Origin of the sequence: Chryseobacterium sp. FP211-J200 (assembly GCF_001643375.1) — a bacterium.
Classification (GTDB): domain Bacteria; phylum Bacteroidota; class Bacteroidia; order Flavobacteriales; family Weeksellaceae; genus Epilithonimonas; species Epilithonimonas ginsengisoli.
On sequence record NZ_LSHB01000083.1, the window covers coordinates 121,819 to 139,890 of the forward strand.

At 37.6% G+C, this 18,072-nt stretch carries 15 protein-coding genes; 9 read left to right on the top strand and 6 right to left on the bottom strand.

Annotated elements, in window-relative coordinates; translation table 11 throughout:
* The first annotated feature begins 94 nt into the window (after positions 1-94).
* On the top strand, positions 95-520 hold the full coding sequence (locus tag AXA65_RS19300) for an RrF2 family transcriptional regulator (protein ID WP_063971671.1): 426 nt from the start codon (positions 95-97) through the stop codon (positions 518-520).
* Positions 521-952 (top strand): nucleoside deaminase, encoded by a 432-nt coding sequence (locus AXA65_RS19305; RefSeq protein ID WP_063971672.1) that lies wholly within the window; start codon positions 521-523, stop codon positions 950-952.
* Here AXA65_RS19305 and AXA65_RS19310 read toward each other — a convergent pair whose 3' ends face one another.
* Positions 953-1,711 carry a type III pantothenate kinase gene (locus tag AXA65_RS19310; protein WP_063971673.1) on the bottom strand — a complete coding sequence of 253 codons (759 nt, stop codon included), beginning with the start codon at positions 1,709-1,711 and terminating at the stop codon, positions 953-955.
* Between the two features lie 116 nt (positions 1,712-1,827).
* Complete coding sequence (locus AXA65_RS19315) at positions 1,828-3,687, bottom strand: M1 family metallopeptidase (RefSeq protein WP_063971691.1); 1,860 nt, start codon at positions 3,685-3,687, stop codon at positions 1,828-1,830.
* 158 nt (positions 3,688-3,845) lie between these two features.
* Here AXA65_RS19315 and AXA65_RS19320 point away from each other — a divergent pair, with 158 nt between their 5' ends.
* Entirely contained in the window at positions 3,846-4,694 is an 849-nt protein-coding gene (locus AXA65_RS19320) for a hypothetical protein (protein WP_063971674.1), read from the top strand.
* A gap of 80 nt (positions 4,695-4,774) precedes the next feature.
* Here the strand turns inward: AXA65_RS19320 and AXA65_RS19325 are convergent, their stop codons facing one another.
* Entirely contained in the window at positions 4,775-6,490 is a 1,716-nt protein-coding gene (locus AXA65_RS19325; RefSeq protein WP_063971675.1) for a hypothetical protein, read from the bottom strand.
* Positions 6,491-6,546: 56 nt separating this feature from the next.
* Here AXA65_RS19325 and AXA65_RS19330 point away from each other — a divergent pair, with 56 nt between their 5' ends.
* Entirely contained in the window at positions 6,547-7,320 is a 774-nt protein-coding gene (locus tag AXA65_RS19330) for a hypothetical protein (protein WP_063971676.1), read from the top strand.
* Positions 7,321-7,375: 55 nt separating this feature from the next.
* On the opposite strand, the gene lepA is transcribed toward AXA65_RS19330, so the two are convergent.
* The gene (lepA, locus tag AXA65_RS19335; RefSeq protein ID WP_063971677.1) at positions 7,376-9,172 is read right to left on the bottom strand and encodes a translation elongation factor 4; all 1,797 of its coding nucleotides are present in this window, start codon (positions 9,170-9,172) and stop codon (positions 7,376-7,378) included.
* Between the two features lie 213 nt (positions 9,173-9,385).
* On the opposite strand from lepA, the gene bamD reads away from it, so the two are divergent.
* From bamD to AXA65_RS19360, 5 genes are all read left to right on the top strand, one after another.
* The gene (bamD, locus tag AXA65_RS19340) at positions 9,386-10,378 is read left to right on the top strand and encodes an outer membrane protein assembly factor BamD (protein WP_063971678.1); all 993 of its coding nucleotides are present in this window, start codon (positions 9,386-9,388) and stop codon (positions 10,376-10,378) included.
* Positions 10,379-10,411: 33 nt separating this feature from the next.
* On the top strand, positions 10,412-10,735 hold the full coding sequence (locus AXA65_RS19345) for a DNA-directed RNA polymerase subunit omega (protein WP_063971679.1): 324 nt from the start codon (positions 10,412-10,414) through the stop codon (positions 10,733-10,735).
* 108 nt (positions 10,736-10,843) lie between these two features.
* Positions 10,844-12,037 carry a bifunctional phosphopantothenoylcysteine decarboxylase/phosphopantothenate--cysteine ligase CoaBC gene (gene coaBC, locus AXA65_RS19350; RefSeq protein WP_063971680.1) on the top strand — a complete coding sequence of 398 codons (1,194 nt, stop codon included), beginning with the start codon at positions 10,844-10,846 and terminating at the stop codon, positions 12,035-12,037.
* Between the two features lie 92 nt (positions 12,038-12,129).
* The gene (locus AXA65_RS19355) at positions 12,130-13,035 is read left to right on the top strand and encodes a DUF4835 family protein (RefSeq protein ID WP_063971681.1); all 906 of its coding nucleotides are present in this window, start codon (positions 12,130-12,132) and stop codon (positions 13,033-13,035) included.
* A gap of 244 nt (positions 13,036-13,279) precedes the next feature.
* Positions 13,280-14,929: a DNA repair protein RecN gene (locus tag AXA65_RS19360; protein WP_063971682.1), complete on the top strand. Its 1,650-nt coding sequence runs from the start codon at positions 13,280-13,282 to the stop codon at positions 14,927-14,929.
* Positions 14,930-14,949: 20 nt separating this feature from the next.
* Here the strand turns inward: AXA65_RS19360 and AXA65_RS19365 are convergent, their stop codons facing one another.
* Both AXA65_RS19365 and AXA65_RS19370 read right to left on the bottom strand, forming a co-directional pair.
* On the bottom strand, positions 14,950-16,113 hold the full coding sequence (locus AXA65_RS19365) for a thioredoxin family protein (protein ID WP_063971683.1): 1,164 nt from the start codon (positions 16,111-16,113) through the stop codon (positions 14,950-14,952).
* Between the two features lie 33 nt (positions 16,114-16,146).
* Positions 16,147-17,661: a GH3 auxin-responsive promoter family protein gene (locus AXA65_RS19370; RefSeq protein ID WP_063971684.1), complete on the bottom strand. Its 1,515-nt coding sequence runs from the start codon at positions 17,659-17,661 to the stop codon at positions 16,147-16,149.
* Between the last annotated feature and the right edge of the window lie 411 nt (positions 17,662-18,072).

Below are 18,072 nucleotides of genomic sequence, written 5' to 3' on the forward strand. Positions count from 1 at the left end.
AAAAAAGCCGTCTCGTTTCTTAGGAATGAGGCGGCTTTTTTGTGAGAAGTGGAATATTATTTCCGAGTTATAAAATTTTGATTATTTTTACACTATGCTTTCAAAAAGAGTCAAATACGCGATCAAGACTTTGCTTTTCTTAAACAGGAAAGACAATTCCTCATTATTTTCCGCTAAAAAAATATCGGAGAACGAACGTATTCCGCTCAAATTCCTGGAGCAGATCCTTCGTGAACTGAAACAAAATAAGATCCTAAAAAGCGAAAGGGGCGCCGAAGGAGGTTACACCTTCATGAAAGATCCGGCCGACATCAAAGTTTTGGATGTCATCAGAATCGTGGACGGTCCTGTTGCCATGTTGCCTTGTGCATCACTCAATTTCTATGAGAAATGCGCAGATTGCACAGACGAAGCGACTTGCAGCATCAGAAAATTACTGATCAACGTACGTGATAGCATGTTACCGCTTTTGGACACGAGCATTGCAGATATGACAAGGTTAGAAACGACTCCTATTTAGATGTTTACAGACGAATATTTTATGAGAATTGCTTTCCAGGAAGCTGAATTGGCGTTGGAAAAAGATGAAGTTCCAATCGGGTGTATCATTGTTTCGAATGATAGGGTCATCGCAAAATCACACAATCTTACAGAAACTCTAAACGACGTTACCGCGCATGCAGAAATGCAGGCCATCACTTCTGCCGCCAATTATCTTGGTGGGAAATATCTTCACAATTGTACAATGTATGTCACTTTGGAACCTTGCGTGATGTGTGCTGGCGCGCTCAATTGGTCTCAAATCACAAAAGTGGTAATTGGTGCGAGAGATGAGCAAAGAGGTTTTATTAATAAAGGTTTATCGCTTCATCCAAAGACAGAAGTCGTAACAGGAATTATGGAAAATGAATGTTCTCAAATCGTGAAAGATTTTTTCCGAAACAAAAGATAATTACAAATCTTTCCCTAAAAAATAAAGTCCCTTCAAAGTGTGAAGTCTGTCTGCGATATTGATTTTATCTGTCAAAGGTTTATAAACGTGGCTCACACCGCCAGTGGCAATGACGAAACAATTATCCTCAACCTCATCATTAATTCTATCAATAAAACCTTCTACCATTCCGAGAAACCCGTAAACCATTCCACTTTGCATACAACTGATTGTGTCCAATCCCAAAACAGTTTTTGGTTTTACCAACTCTATTTCTGGTAATTGTGCTGTTCCTTGAATCAAACTATTGAGTGAAGTTATGATTCCCGGAGCAATAATCACGCCCAGCGTTTCACCATTTTCATCTAGGCAACTTGCTGTGAGTGCTGTACCAAAATCAAGAATGATTTTTTTCTGTTTCGGATAAAGATTGTGTGCGGCGACAAGGTTCGCGTAAATATCCGTTCCCATTTGTTTGGATTTCGGAATCACACCGGAAGGCGTATTTCTGTCCACGATGACAGGCGGTTTCTGATGGATTTTCCTTACAGCACTTGCAATCACCTTTGTCAATTGAGGAACCACAGAACCAATGATGATTTTCTCAATTTTATCAACATCAATTTTATAGGTTTGATACAACATCAAAATCTGAACATACAGTTCATCCGTCGTTTTGTACGGTTTCGTGTTGATGACCCACGAGATGTCACAATTGTCATCATCAAACAATCCGAAGCGGATATTGGTGTTTCCTATGTTGATTACGATGCTGTTCATTTCTTATTTTTTGTCCGAAGTCCGATGCTGGAAGACGGAAGTTTTTAAAATTGCTTTAATTTTTATGTTATCGAAGTGAAATCTTCCAACTTCTGACATCAATCTTCCAGCTTCTACTACTTCACTTCCAGATAATTATCTTCCGGACTTACATCTGCCAAACGCTGGCTGAAGTCAATTCCCATCGCTGACAATTGGGATTTTGTGTAAGGAATTGTGAAGCTGTATTCTTGTTGCGTCCAAGCCCAATAAGGCAACGTTTTGAACGGTCCATAAATGTCTTTCGATTTCCAAGTTCTGGTAAGACTTGATGGAATATTATAATTAATGACTTTCTTGTCTTTCGTCAAAATACTAAAGTCGATCGGCATTGGAACACCACTTTTATTGATTAAAGTAATTGTGGTAGATTCTGGGTCATATTTCACATTTTTAATCCCATAATCGATGGTTTTTGTGGTGTTGATCCAATAATGCTGGAACCACTTCAAATCCATTCCGGAGATTTGTTGTGCGATGTGGATAAAATCTCTTTCTGTCGGGTGTTTCATTGCCCAATCGTCGTAATATTTTATCATAATTCGGTTGAGATTTTCCTCACCAACAATGTAACCCAGCTGTACCAAAAACATTTCGCCTTTGATGTAACTTGCATAGGTGTAAGCCGTTCCATTGTCGTGATGATCTGCCAACCAAACTGCTGGTTCTTCTTTTCCTGATTTTGTAAAATTAATATAAGCTCGGATAGCATCTGTAAAAGGATTCGGTTTGGAATCTTTTGGCGGGAACAATCTGTAGGACACAAAATCTTCTGCATACTGCGTGAAACCTTCATCCATCCACGGTCTTACACTTTCGTTGGTTGCGAGCATCTGCTGAAACCAAGAGTGAGCACCTTCGTGGAACATCAATCCAGTGAGACCTTCCAAACTTGTGGCTTCTCCCAAAATCATGGTGCACATTCCGTATTCCATTCCGCCATCTCCACCTTGGATGAAGGAATAGCTTGGCCATTTGTAACGTCCGAAAGTAGCGTTCATCAACTGGAAATATTTGGTGATGTAAGGTTTCGCCTCTTCCCAATATTTTGTTTTTTCAGATTTTTGATACACCAAATAAACTTTTGGTCCATCCAAAATCGGAAAACTTTCAACGGTGTAATCTCTGTCCGCCGCCCAAGCAAAGTCCAGAATATTTTTGGCAGTCCATTTCCAATTTACTTTGTTGGCAATGTCTGGTTTTACCTCTGCACTTTTGTTGTAGCCTTTTACATCATTTGGATTTTCAAGATTTCCACCAGCGCCGATGACATAATCTTTATCAATTTTGATATTCACTTCATAATCAGAAAACGGTGCGTGGAATTCTCTCCCGATGTAATCGAAAGTTGCCCAACCGTCATAATCATATTCTGCGATTTTCGGATACCATTGGCTCATCGTCATATCAATTCCTTCTCGGTTATTTCGTCCGCTTCTTCGGATTTGCATTGGGATCACTGCGTCCCATTCCATTGTGAAAGTGGTGGAAGAATTTGGTTTGATGGCTTCTGCCAAAAAAACTTTCATAATAGTTCCCTGAATCTCAAACTTCAAATCTTTTCCATTCTGCTTTATCCAACGAATGTTTTGTGCGCCTTCTTCATTCTTAGGAATTTCAGACAATCTGGAAATCACCGTATTTCCAACGCGTTTTGCCAATCTTCCATCTGCATTCACACCTTGACCTGTCACACGCTGATCCATCATAGAACCTGATTTGAAAGCGTTCCAATACAAATGGAAATACGCAACTCTCAACTCATCCGGAGAATTATTCTGGTATTGTAAAGTCTGTTTTCCCTGATAGGTGAAGTTGGCAGCATCCACATCAATATCCATTTTGTATTTTGCATATTGCTGGGAGTAAGCGTTTTGCTGAGCAAAAGAGAATAATGAACAAAGCGTAAAGACTAAAGAGTAGGCAGTTTTTTTCATAGAATTATTTTTATCAACCTTTAGAGATTTGATGCTCATAAAGGTTTTCTATTTTTAATTGTCTCAAAAATACTAAGTTTTTGTTGAATGGCAAGTTGTGAAGAGTTTAGATTTGAAATCTGTTTAGAAAGTGTTATATTTATGTATTCTAAAATTCTATGAAAGAAATCATCTATAATTTATCCACCAGAGAAATTTCAATCTTAGTTTGGTCAACATTGATTATTATTCCACTATTTTATATTGGAAGAAAGGAATTAAAAAACATTTTGAGTTTATTCTTTGATTGGAAAATATTAATTCCATTTTTCCTTCTAGTCGTCTATTATATTGGAACAGTTTATTTCCTTAAACTATTGAATTTCTGGGATAAAAATTTATTAAAGGACACTATAGTTTGGTTTGCTTTTTCAGGTATTTCAATATTTTTTAATGTAAATAAAATCACTAGTATTAATTATTTTAAAAAAGCATTATATGATAGTTTAAAAGTGTTAGTTCTTTTTGAGTTCATAATGAATTTTTATACTTTTAGTTTGTTATCTGAATTAATAATAGTTCCTATAATTACATCTATAACAATACTTTACGAATTCTCAAAACATAGTTTAAAGAAAAACATAGAACATAAAAAGGTAAATAAGTTTTTAGGTTCCTTATTATCTATTTTTGGTATAGTAATACTTCTGAATTTACTATATCAAATCATTACAAATTATCAAGGCCTTTTTACAGAATCCAATTTAAAATTATTAATCCTACCCATTCTATTGCTTTTATTAAGCTTTCCTTTTTATTATTTTTTGGCTTTGATAGTAACATATGAAACATTTTTTGTTAGAATTAATTGTATGTTTCGTGATGATAAAATTAAGAAGGAGCTTAAGAAGCAAATAATAATCAATGCAAAGATTAACCTTAATAGGTTAACATTGATTGATGAAAAGTTAGATAAAAAAGAAATATACGATAAAGACATACAGAAATATATTAAGTCTATAAGGTGAAATTTTAAACAGTTCTGGAATGATACCATTCAATGAATTGTTATCAAATTTAGAGTGGGAAAGATTAAGTTGCCAAATTCTTAATTAATCCTAAAAACCTGATAAAGCCGGTGCGTTTTCTCGTAATAGTCGGAGTGTTTGTAAACCCAATCCAGCTGTGCTTCGCCATCGTTTGCAAATTTTGAATTGACGGATTTTTCCATTTCGAAAGCGGTTTTCAAAGCTTTGTTTTCTTTTAGAAGTTTGGCGGCCGTGTCTTCGAAAACGTAAGGCGAATAATATTCTTTTTGCCCCAGCATCGCATCAAAGAAATTCCAGTTGAAGTAAGAATCCACCGCTTCCGGCTCCAAAGTTTCCAAGAGAAATTTCACGCCATCCTGATTCGTCGGAACGAGAAAATCGCCTGTTCGGAACTTCATTTTGCCCGAATCTTTGGTCACAAATGTGTTGTAATGCAGATAATGACCTTCGTAAGGATTAGGAACGGTTTTGAAATCTTTGATTCTGTAACTTTCCACCGCAATTGCAGAATCCTGTTTTATCGGAATCATTTTTATTTGGTTAAGTTTCAGTAAATCAATCACTTTCCATTCGGATTGTGGGATGACGTAATATTTTGGAATCGTGACTTCTTTTGCAGGAACGTAAGTATTGTAATATTTAACGGGATTGGAAAACGGCGATTTTCTGTCGTACCACAGTCTGGTTTTTCCGGAAACGTCGCTTGGTTTGTATTTCGCTTCAAAACCTTTGAAATCAATCATTTCGTATTTTGTAGAATCGAGTTTCCAGGCAATCGCATATTGGTTTCCGGCTTTGTATTGTTTCAGATTCTCGGCTCGTTTCTGCTGAATGGTTTTGTAGTTTTCATCAATATAATTGATGTTATTGACCATATAATCGTAAGTCACTTTCACGCGGTCTTTGTACGGCTTCAGCATATGCGTTTCCACCACAGTCCCGATGGAATTGAACAAAGTCGTGTAACCAGTCGCATATCTCGGAGAATCGATGAACGCGGGAAAACCGCCATCCGGAACATCGCCGTGAATGTTGACATAAGGCACAGAAATGACACCTTTTTTCTCCATATTTTTCAGAAGCATTTTCTGCATTTCGCCATTGAAATAATTGCCGAGAACATTTCCCAACCGTTCTTTGTTGGTCGAAATATAAGTGAAAGTGTATTGATAATCTGCGCCGTTGCTGACGTGATTATCGATGAAAACATCTGGCTTCAGCCATTGAAAAATCTTCTGAAAACTTCTGGAATTTTTTGAATCTGTTTTGATGAAATCCCGGTTCAAATCATAATTTCGAGCGTTTCCACGAAAACCATATTCTTCAGGACCATTTTGGTTGGCTCTGGAAAAACTTCCTCGGTTCATCATTCCGCTGATGTTGTAACTTGCAATTGACGCGATGATTACATTCTTCGGCGCTTTGATTTTTCCGGTTGCCAAGTCTCTCATCAACATCATCGTTGCATCAATGCCGTCCGGCTCGCCTGGATGAATACCGTTGTTGACAAACAAAATCGATTTCCCTTTTCTGGCATCTTCGAAACTTTGTTTGGTCGGATTGAAAATCACCACATCGATTGGCGCGCCGTTGTCATCTTCGCCTTTAGTCTGAAAAGTGATGCTTTCAAATTCTTTATCGAGTTTTTGATAATAAGTTCTCATCTCGTCAAAAGTGACGGTTTGATTGCCGTTTTCTTTCTCGAAAGGAGTTTGGAGGGTTTGGGAGAATGTAAAAGTTGAGATTAGAAGAAAAGCGATTGAAAGATTTTTCATTTTTAAAAAATATTAGAACGAAGATAAATAATTAATATCTTTGAGAAAACCCATTAATGAAAACATTTTATTTTGTTTTGATTCTCGTATTCATAATTGGTTGCAAAGAGGAAAAAACTTTTGCAGATGATATTGTTTTGACTTTTCCGAAGGATGAGAAGTTGACTTTTCAACAATTTAACGAGGGAATTGGAGAAAGAGGAACGGGAATCTTTTACATTGGAAAAGATACTTCCACAATTGATGTCAAATATTTTGATTCAATGATTCCTGCGCCACCACCGACTCCGGGCTACAAAATAGATAGTATCAACCTTCAAAATCAAAAAATGTTTTCAAAATATTTTCATAATTCTTTTGATAGAATGAAATACAGTGAAAAGCCCGTAATTTTTGATTCGCTTTCCGAAAACAATGTGAAAATTATTGCAAAAACCAAAGATACCATTCCAAAATACACCTTTAATTATGATAATGAAAAACTAAAAAAGTATAAATCATTTCCCGTTTTTATAAAAAATATTTCGAGTCGGAAATTACTTTTGACGGACCTTAAAAATCTTCCGTTAGCATTTCTTAATGATAAAAATAAATGGCAAATGCTATGGAACGAAAATTCTATGGGAGGATGCCTTGTTGGTGGTTGGGAAAACCACTATTATTGGGAGCTAGAGCCTGATGAAATATTGGTTTTATCTATTAATTTTTTAACCGGGAAACAAAAAGGAAAATTCAAAATCTGGTCTGGGAATTCTTTGTCTAATGAATTTACGATGAATTATGAAAAGCAGACTGTAAAAATTCAAAGCCATTATTATGAAGTAAAATAAAAAAAATCCGCAGAAAAAATCTGCGGATTCTATATTTATTTAAAATTAATGATAATTAGTCATTCAACTTCAAAACAGCCATAAACGCTGATTGCGGAACTTCTACTCTACCAATTTGCTTCATCTTTTTCTTACCTTCTTTTTGCTTTTCTAGAAGTTTACGTTTTCTGGAAATATCACCTCCGTAACATTTCGCCGTAACGTCTTTTCTTAAAGCTTTGATGGTTTCCCTTGCAATAACTTTCGCTCCCAAAGCCGCCTGAACAGCGATATCAAACTGTTGTCTCGGAATCAGCTCGCGCAATTTTTCACACATTCTTTTTCCGATGTAGAACGCATTGCTATCGTGAATCAATGAAGACAAGGCATCCACCATATCACCATTTATTAAAATATCCATTTTCACCAATTTCGAAGCACGCATCCCAATTGGTGAATAATCGAAGGAAGCGTAACCTTTTGAAATAGATTTCAGTCTGTCATAAAAATCGAAAACAACTTCTGCCAATGGCATATTGAAAGTCAATTCTACTCTGTCTGCCGTCAAATAACTTTGGTTGACGATCTCACCTCTTTTCTCGATACAAAGCGTCATTACACCGCCTACGAAATCAGATTTCGTAATGATAGAAGCTTTGATATAAGGTTCTTCCACTCTATCCAAAAGATTCGGGTCGATCATTTCGGATGGGTTGTTAATTAAAATCGGTGTGTCAGGTTCTTTTTTAGAATAACCATGGTACGAAACGTTGGGAACCGTCGTGATCACATCCATATTGAACTCGCGGTCGAGACGCTCCTGAACGATTTCCATGTGCAACATTCCCAAGAATCCGCAACGGAAACCAAAACCAAGTGCCGCAGAACTTTCTGGCTCGAAAACCAAAGAAGCATCATTTAATCTTAATTTTTCTAATGAGAATCTTAATTCCTCAAAATCCTCAGATTCAATTGGATAGATCCCGGCAAAAACCATTGGTTTCACTTCTTCGAAACCGTCGATGGCTTCTAAAGCAGGATTTACGAAAGATGTAATTGTATCACCTACTTTTACTTCACGGGCATCTTTGATCCCGGAAATGATATAACCTACGTCGCCGCATTCGATGGTTTTCTTTGGAAGCTGTTTTAACTTCAAAGTTCCAACTTCGTCTGCGCCGTATTCTTTACCTGTAGCAAAAAATTTGATTTTTTCGTTTTTAGAAATACTTCCGTTCACGACTTTGAAATAAGCTTCAATTCCTCTAAACGGATTGTAAACTGAATCAAAGATCAAAGCTTGAAGTGGTGCTTTCGGGTCTCCAACTGGAGGCGGAACTCTTTTGACGATCTGCTCAAGCAATTCGTGAACACCTTCACCCGTTTTTCCTGAAACTCTAAGAACATCTTCATATTTGCAACCTAAAAGTCCCATGATCTCGTCCGTTACTTCTTCTGGATTGGCTGAAGGAAGATCGATTTTATTAAGGATCGGAATGATTTCCAAATCGTTTTCTAAAGCCAAATACAAATTACTGATGGTCTGCGCCTGAATACTTTGCGCTGCATCAACAATCAAAAGTGCACCTTCACAAGCCGCGATGGAACGGGAAACTTCGTACGAGAAATCCACGTGTCCTGGCGTATCGATAAGATTTAAGATATATTTTTCGCCATTCAGCTCGTAATCCATTTGGATCGCGTGAGACTTGATGGTGATGCCACGTTCTTTTTCCAGATCCATATCATCCAAAGTTTGCGACTGCAATTCCCTTTGGGTTACTGTGTTGGTATATTCTAAAAGACGATCTGCCAATGTACTTTTACCGTGATCGATATGTGCAATGATGCAGAAGTTCCTGATGTTTTTCATTTAAAATTCTTGTAATTTGCAAAAATACACTATTTATTGATAGTCCGAAACTTGGAATGATGGATTGTTCTAAAGTTTTTGAAAATCTGGATTATTCTTTAATATATTAAGAAGAAAAACGTTAATCTTTCATAAAAAAAAGCTATTGCAGAAAAAAGTTTTATTTTTGCAAATTAATTACAATCAAGTGACAGATTTATTCTGGCGGGAATTATGAAGAAATATATCAGTTTATTAGTGTTGTCTGTGATTTTGCTGTCTTGCAAAACAGAAATGGATCAGGCTATGAAGAGTGCCGACAAAGATTTTATCTTGAAGGTTGCCAATGAAAAATTCGCAAAGAAAAAATGGTCCGATGCCTTGGCATTGTATGATAGATTACCAAACCTGGTAGCAGGAACTGATGAGTTGCCGAATGTCGGATTCAACACCGCTTTCGCAAATTATTATGACAAGAACTACAGGTTGGCTGGGAATCAATTCAAAAATTTTGCATTCGCGTTTCCTCAAGACCCAAGAAAAGAAGAGGCTGCGTATATGTCTGCCCTTTGTTATTACGAAGGTTCTCTACAATATAATCTGGATCAAAGCAATACGGAATCTGCCATTACAGAACTACAGAATTTCTTGAATGAATATCCAGACTCTGAGCGTTCCAAAAACATTACTCAACTTGTAGATGAGTTGACGTACAAATTGGAATTCAAAGCGTTTGAGAATGCTAAGCAATATTATAAAATGGGTGAGTACAAAGCTGCTGCGGTAACTTTTGAAAACGTTTTGGAAGATTTCCCGGCAACCAAGTTGAGACCAAAGATCTATGATATCATTTTGAAATCCAAATATGAATTGGCTGTCAATTCTATCTATGACCTTAAGAAAGAAAGATTGGACAACGCTGCTGCCTACGCAAGAAGAGTTTCTGCAGAACTTCCAAATTCCGAATATTCCAAAACAGCAGATGACCTTGGTGCAAAGCTGGAAGCTGAAAAAGCTAAATTTGCCATTGTACAAGCAGATGTAGAAAAAAGAAAGGCTGAATACGAAGCGAAAGTTAAAAATGCCGAAGCCAAAGAAGGCGAGAAAAAAGAATTGGCGCAGGAAAAAAATCAGGCAAAAATGGAAAACTCTGCAGAACAGGCTAGAAGAGACAGCGCAAAGATCAGTTCACCAGAACCACAAGCTACTTTCAAGTTTAAAAGATAATTAGTATATTTGCAACCCTAAACAATTCGTCCAATGAGCCTTAAAGATACAAAAGCAGAAGTAAGCACGATCACTTACGACAAAGATAAGATCGAAGAAAAAGTAGCCAGCATCTACGAAGCTATCGTGATCATGGGAAAAAGAGCAGAACAGATCAACGGTGAGATCCGTACAGAACTTCACGGAAAACTAGATGAATTTGCTGTTCACAACTCTACTTTGGAAGAAGTTTTCGAAAACAGAGAACAGATCGAGATCTCCAAGCATTACGAAAAAATGCCAAAACCGACCTCTATCGCTATCAGAGAATGGTTGGATGATGAGATCTACCACAGAAAAACTGAAGAAAAAAATTAATCCTCGGATTTAAAAATACAAAAACCGTCTTGCTAAAGTATTCCTTTATGAGACGGTTTTTTTGTTATCAAAATTATTAATACTTTCGTTAATAAAAACCAAAGCAAAATGAGCTTACAAGGCAAAAAGATCATCCTTGGAATCACAGGTGGGATCGCTGCTTACAAAATGAATTACCTCGTTCGGGATCTCATAAAATCTGGTGCAGAAGTGAAAATTGTTATGACGAGATCCGCAGAAGATTTTGTTTCACCGCTTACGCTTTCTACGCTTTCCAAAAACAAGGTCTTCACCGATTTTTATGACGACAATAAAACCTGGAACAACCACGTTGAGTTAGCACTTTGGGCAGATCTAATACTCATTGCGCCTTGTACAGCAAACACTTTAGCAAAAATCACCAACGGCCTTTGTGACAATTTTCTGATGGCAGTTTATATGTCCGCAAAGTGTCCCGTGATCATTGCACCAGCTATGGATCTTGATATGTACGTTCATCCAACGGTTAAAAGAAATCTACAAACTGTCGAAAGTTTTGGTCACAAGATCATTCCTGCAGAATTTGGAGAATTGGCAAGTGGACTTTCCGGACAAGGAAGATTGGCTGAACCGGCAACCATTCTCTCAGTTTTGGAAGAGCAATTTTCTGAAGTTGACCAGACATTTGCAGGGAAAAAATTCCTGATCACGGCTGGACCAACTTATGAAAATATCGACCCTGTAAGATTCATCGGAAATCACTCTTCCGGAAAAATGGGATTCGATCTCGCAAAAGAAGCCGCCAAACGTGGCGCAGAAGTAATATTAATTTCTGGACCATCTACTCAAAACGTTGATGACAAAAACATTACACTTCACAGAGTCACTTCCGCTCAAGAAATGTTTGATGAAGTTTTCAAATATTATGAGACTGTGGATGTCGCCATCATGAGTGCCGCCGTTGCCGATTACACGCCAAAAGTGAAAGCCACAGAAAAGATCAAGAAAAATGAAAACGAACTGACGATAGAATTGATCAAAAACAAAGACATCCTCAGAACAATGGGTGAGAAAAAGTCTAAACAGTTTTTGGTAGGATTTGCCTTGGAAACACAGAATGAAGAGGAAAATGCGAAGGGAAAATTAGTCAAGAAAAATCTGGACATGATCATCCTCAATTCACTTCGGGATGAAGGTGCCGGATTTGCAAACGCCACCAACAAGATCAAGATCTTCACACCAACGGAAGAACAATCCTTTTCATTAAAATCAAAAGAAGATGTTGCAAAGGATATCCTGAACTTTATTAAGCAGAAATTGTAAGAAAACCAAGACTTTTACGTTATCACTCTATCCTTGTTTTAGATTATTTTCTTTGACAAAGATTGCTTATTTTTACAAACATTTTTATTTGGATGAAAAAACTACTTTATATCATCTGCACTTTATTTTTCGCTCAAACCGCCTTTTCACAGGAGCTTTTGGCCAATGTGCAGATCAACTCACAACAGATTGCAGGAAGTAATACACAGGTTTTCCGAACATTGGAAAAATCTTTGCGAGACTTCATCAATAATACCAGCTGGACAGGCAAAAAACTTCAGAACTTCGAAAAGATCAAATGCAACTTTGCCATTGTAGTATCAGAACGTCCCAGCAATAACAGCTTCAAAGGAACAATGGTCGTTCAGGCAACGCGTCCGGTTTTCAACTCGCAATATGAATCACCTTTGATGAACATCAATGACACCAGCTTTTCTTTTGAATACAACGAAAACGAAAATTTGATCTTCAATGAGAGACAATTCTCTGGGAAAAACCTTACCGATGTCATCAGTTTCTACATCTATTTGATTCTTGGCTACGACGGTGACAGTTTTCAACTCAAAGGCGGACAACCATGGTTTGACAAAGCTTTCAAAATTGCCCAAAACTCTCAAAATCAAAACTATGAGGGCTGGAACCAAATAGAAAGTCAAAGAAATAGAGGTTCTTTGATCTCTGGTCTACAAAACGAGAACACTTCTACTTTGAGAACCGTTTATTACAGCTACCACCGCGCAGGTCTTGACAATCTCGCCAAACCCGACCAAGGTCCAGCGAAAAAAACCATCGCAGAATCATTGTTACAACTCAAGTTTTACGAGAATAACTTCCAGATGAACTATGCCTTCGGTGTGTTTATCGAAAGTAAAAGTGCAGAGATCTACAACATCTTCAATACCGGGAACAATGCATCCGTCAATATCAGCGAGCTGAAAACGTTGATGAGTACCTTGTCTCCGAAAGACATTGATACCAAGTGGAGTAACTGGAAATAAACAAATTTTAAGTTTAATTTTTGGGTAACTTTCCGCCTTCCGTTCCCAAACCTAACGAAGTGGTTCGACGGAGTCAATCTTTTTGCCTGGCTTTTCCAACCACAAAAAAGGATTTCCGTTCAAACCTAGCGAAGCGGTTCGATGATTCAAATTTAAAAATATAAAATCTATCATCAAGTCGGGCTGCAGGTTTCAATACAAAATCAATGTTAAGTCATAATTTAGTTATTAAAAAAATACTTTCGTGCTTTCAAGAATTTTCATTCAGAATTTTGCGTTAATTGACAAGCTTGAGATCGACCTCAAGAAAGGTCTTCAGGTCATCACAGGAGAAACCGGTGCGGGAAAATCCATCATTCTTGGCGCGCTCCGTCTCATAATGGGCGAAAGAGCCGATGTGAAATCCTTCGCAAAATCCGATGTCAAAAGCATCGTAGAAACCGAGTTCCAAATCAGCGAGAATTTCAAAGATTTTTTTGAAGAAAAAGATTTGGATTTTGAAACGCAAACCATCATTCGAAGAGAGATTTCTTCTGGTGGAAAGTCGAGAGCTTTCATCAATGATGTTCCTGTGACATTGGATGTTTTGAAGGAATTATCTTCTAGATTGATCGACATCCATTCCCAATTCGAAACTTCTGACCTTTTCACCGAACAATTCCAGTTTGGAATTCTGGACGGATTGGCAAAAAATAAAAGTTTGTTGTCTGATTACCAAAAGCATTACATCGGTTATCAAACAACCAAAAGAGAAATCGAACAACTGAGATCGGCTCTCGCAGAAAATAACAAAGAATCCGATTACAAAAATTTCCTGCTTGCTGAATTAGAAGAAATGCAATTGGACGATCTGGATTTTGAAGAGATCCAGAATCAACTCAATACGCAGGAAAATGCAGGACAGATCAGTGAATATCTTTCAGAGATCCTTTCAAAACTGAATCAAGAAGATTTCGGAATCGTATCTGGACTTTTCGAAGTTAAAAATAAAATAGCCAAACTTTCTGAGCTTTCTTCGGAATATCAAGACCTCAGCGAACGTTTGGAAACGTCTTATCTGGAGCTGAAAGACATCAATATTGAAATCGAAAATAAGGCGGAAAGTCTGGAAATGGACCCCGAACTTTTACAAGCTCTCTTGACGACTGTCAACCGATTGAACTCGCTTTTCTTGAAACATCAGGTGAACGACATCGATGGACTTTTGGCAATTCGAGAAGAATTATCAGCCAGTCAAAATTCTTTGGAAACGATTGAAAATCAAATCGAAGAAAAAGAAAAAAACCTTAAACTGATTGAAAAAGAACTTCAAACTTTCAGTCAAAAATTATCCGAAAATAGAAAGAAATTTTCTGGAAATCTGGAAAATCAAGCCAAAGAAATCTTCTCAAAACTTGGACTTGAAAAAGCCATTTTAAAACTTGACCTGACAGATTCTTCGGCCTATAATCTTCACGGGAAAAACAATATCCAAATCCTTTTCCAAGCGAACTCTGGTTTTCCATTGAAACCAATTCAAAGCGCTGTTTCTGGTGGAGAACGTTCCCGAGTGATGTTGGCTATCAAAAAAATAATGGCGGAGAATAATGACCTGCCTACATTGATCCTGGACGAAATCGACACAGGTGTTTCCGGACGGATTGCAGAAGAAATGGGAAAACTGATGCAGGAAATGGCGCAAGACCTTCAACTCATCGTGATCACGCACCTCGCACAAGTTGCGGCCAAAGGCAATGAGAATTACAAAGTGGTGAAATTTGATGAAAATGCAGTCACAAAAACTACGATTGTCAAACTTTCCAATGACGAAAAACTAAACGAAATAGCACAATTGATTTCCGGTTCTAAGATCACGGAAGCAGCGATTTCTCAGGCGAAGGAACTGATCGGGTAAAGGAAAGTCTTCTATTTTGATTAATTGATATTACTCAAAAGTTTTTCTGTATCCGCATAATCTTCTCCGGATTTCTTGGCAAGCTCGATGGATTTTTGCGCCCATGATTTTGCCTCGGTTTTATTGCCTAATTTGTTGTAAAGATTTGCCAACGTATCCATATTGGCGTAGTTGCCATCTTTTTTCACAGATTCCTGAGCCCAAAGAAGGGCTGTTTCCAATGATGATCTGGTATTGACATTTTCGAAGAAATTCCATGCTGCAGAATTGAGGCTGTTGGAAGAAGCTGCGGAATAATCCTTGTAGATCTCCAGCATCAGTTTTTCATAAGTAGGAATATCCTTATTTCTAAAGGCATTGCCCGCTTTTTGAGATAAAACATACTTTTTAGCCTCTTCCTTCCCAACTACTTTTTCAGCTTCTGTCAGAAAATATGCGGCGTTGAATGATTTTGTTTCTTTGTTATAAGCTTTGTTTGAAATTGCTTTTAACTTCAAATTATTATTGATCTTGTCGTAGGTAGGCTGCGTAACAATTGAGACAACGTTATCTTTCTTAGCTTCAAAAGTTTTATATAACGGTGATTCTGAGCTATTGATAGCCTGCAACAAAAGGTTGATATCATCCTTGTCCAAACTGATCTTATCAGTAAAATATCTATCTAAAACCCTTGCGGTAAAATCCGGTTCTGTGTAAACTGTAAGATTCGCCAAATTCTTAAGGAATTCAGGATTTTTCTCTCCTTCCTCAAATTGCTTTTTCAGTGCGCCGATTCTTCTTGTTGGATCCTCTGCATCTTTCGCAAATTGCAGAAAATCCTTTTCCTCTACATAGCCCAAAGTTCTGTGGACCACTTCGCCATCACCATTGATGAAAAGATAGGTAGGATAAGCATTCACCTTGAATTTCTTGGCCAATTCTATACCTTCGCCTTTTTCCATATCGATCTTTGCATTCACAAAATGACCGTTGTAAAGATTACCGACAGATTTCTGCGTGAAGATATTTTTTGCCATCAATTTGCAGGGTCCACACCAGCTAGTGTAAGCATCCAGAAATATCAGTTTGTTTTCTTTTTTAGCTTTGGCCAGGATACTCTTAAAATCAGAGTTTTCAAAAGCAATGCCTTGTGAAAAATAAAATAGTGAGGAAAGTAGGAAGAAAGTAGATAGCAGTTTTTTCATACTACTAATTTATAAAATAATTTAATACAAATACTACTTATTAAGATCAAGAAGAGGGTCGATATATTGTCTATCGTTGCTCAATCTTGGCACTTTGTTCTGTCCGCCTAGCTTGCCGCGGATTGCCATCCATTCATAAAAAAGATTAGGTTTTGCAGAGTGCACGATCGGGCATCTCAGTGTAATATCATTGTATCTTTTTGCCTCGTAATCGGAGTTTAAAGTTTTGAGAGACCTGTCGAAAACCTCAGTGAATTCTTCCAAACTCTTTGGCTCTCTGGTAAACTCGAAGATCCACTCATGGCAACCTTTTGTCTGATTGGTCATGAAAACCGGAGCGCCTGTGTAATCCGAAATGCTGGCATCCAGATGGTCACAAGCTATTTTAAGCGCTGTTTCCACATTATCAATCATCAGTTCTTCCCCGAAAGCATTGATGTAATGTTTGGTACGTCCAGAGATTTTGACCCTGTAAGGTGAGACCGAAGTGAACTTAACAGTATCGCCTATCAAGTATCGCCAAAGTCCACCATTGGTCGTGATCACAACCGCATAATTCTTATTGATCTCCACTTCCTGGATCGGAATAGCTTCGCGATTGCCTTCGTAATATTGGTCCATCGGAATGAATTCGTAGAAGATCCCGTAATCCAACATTAGCAACATCTCATCGCTTCCTGCCTGATCCTGGATTGCAAAAAAACCTTCGGACGCATTGTAGATCTCGTAATAACGAATGTCTTTTCCAAAGATCTCCCTGTATTGATTTTTATACGGTTTGAAGCTGATTCCTCCGTGAAAAAACACCTCAAGATTGGGCCAAAGTTCTGAAATAGAATCTTTTCCTGTTTCCTGTAAAGTTCTTTGAAGTAAGACCATCATCCAGCTTGGAACGCCGGTAAGACTCCCAACATCCTCATTCTTCACCTCTCCGATAATTGCTTTCATCTTGCTTTCCCACTCGGACATCAAAGATGTTTTTTTGCTTGGCGTATTGATGATCTCTACCCAGAAAGGAAGATTTTCTATCAATATTGCCGAAAGGTCTCCAAACTTTGTATTGAAATCCTGGTACATCTCCGCACTTCCACCCAATCGTAGATTTTTGTGCTGAAATAATTCGCTCTCCGGATGGTTGTTAACATAGATGGAAATCAGGTCTTTTCCTGCTTTGTAATGGCAATCTTCCAGACTTTCTGCTGTGATTGGAATGTACTTACTCTTGGCATTGGTAGTTCCAGAAGATTTGGCAAATTGCTTGATGACACCTGGCCAGAAGACATCTTTCTGTCCCTGACGCGCCTTCTCAATGTAAGGTTCGAAGTCTTCGTAGCAGACAATCGGTACTTTCTTCCTGAAATCTTTATAGTTGGAGATGGAGCTGAAACCGTACTTCATCCCATACTCTGTTTCCTCTGCATTGAAGAGCTGAGAGAAGAGCAAACCTTCCTGCGTCTCCACAGGATTTTGTTTGAAATGCTCGATCTGATCTATCCTCTGACGGATAAACCAATTGACGACGGTATTGAAAAGTGCTTTGGTTGCCATTCTTCACAAATATAACAATTTTTGTGAATGGAAAATGTTTTGAGTTTATTTTAAAAAAATCTTATGCTTTCTTACTATTATTCTGGTGAAGAATCGTCGTACTGCTGAATAGATTCTTGCAAAGTTTGCTTTATCTTCTCTGCGAGACTTTTGGACTCTTATTTTGTTCTACTTATTCGCTACCAGTTGTTTTGTGAGTTCTTTGAGCTCTTTGTAAGGAATACGTTGTTTTGGTTTTTGGAATTAAATTGTGGAAAATGAAAATAAAAGTGATGAAAGTTAAAACTAAATTGACGTTACACCCGTAGTGCATAATAAAAAAGGTTACTACTAATACGAAAATTTAGTATATTGTATTGACTATCAATCTAATACGATATGAATAACCTAGATGCAATTTACGATTTTATT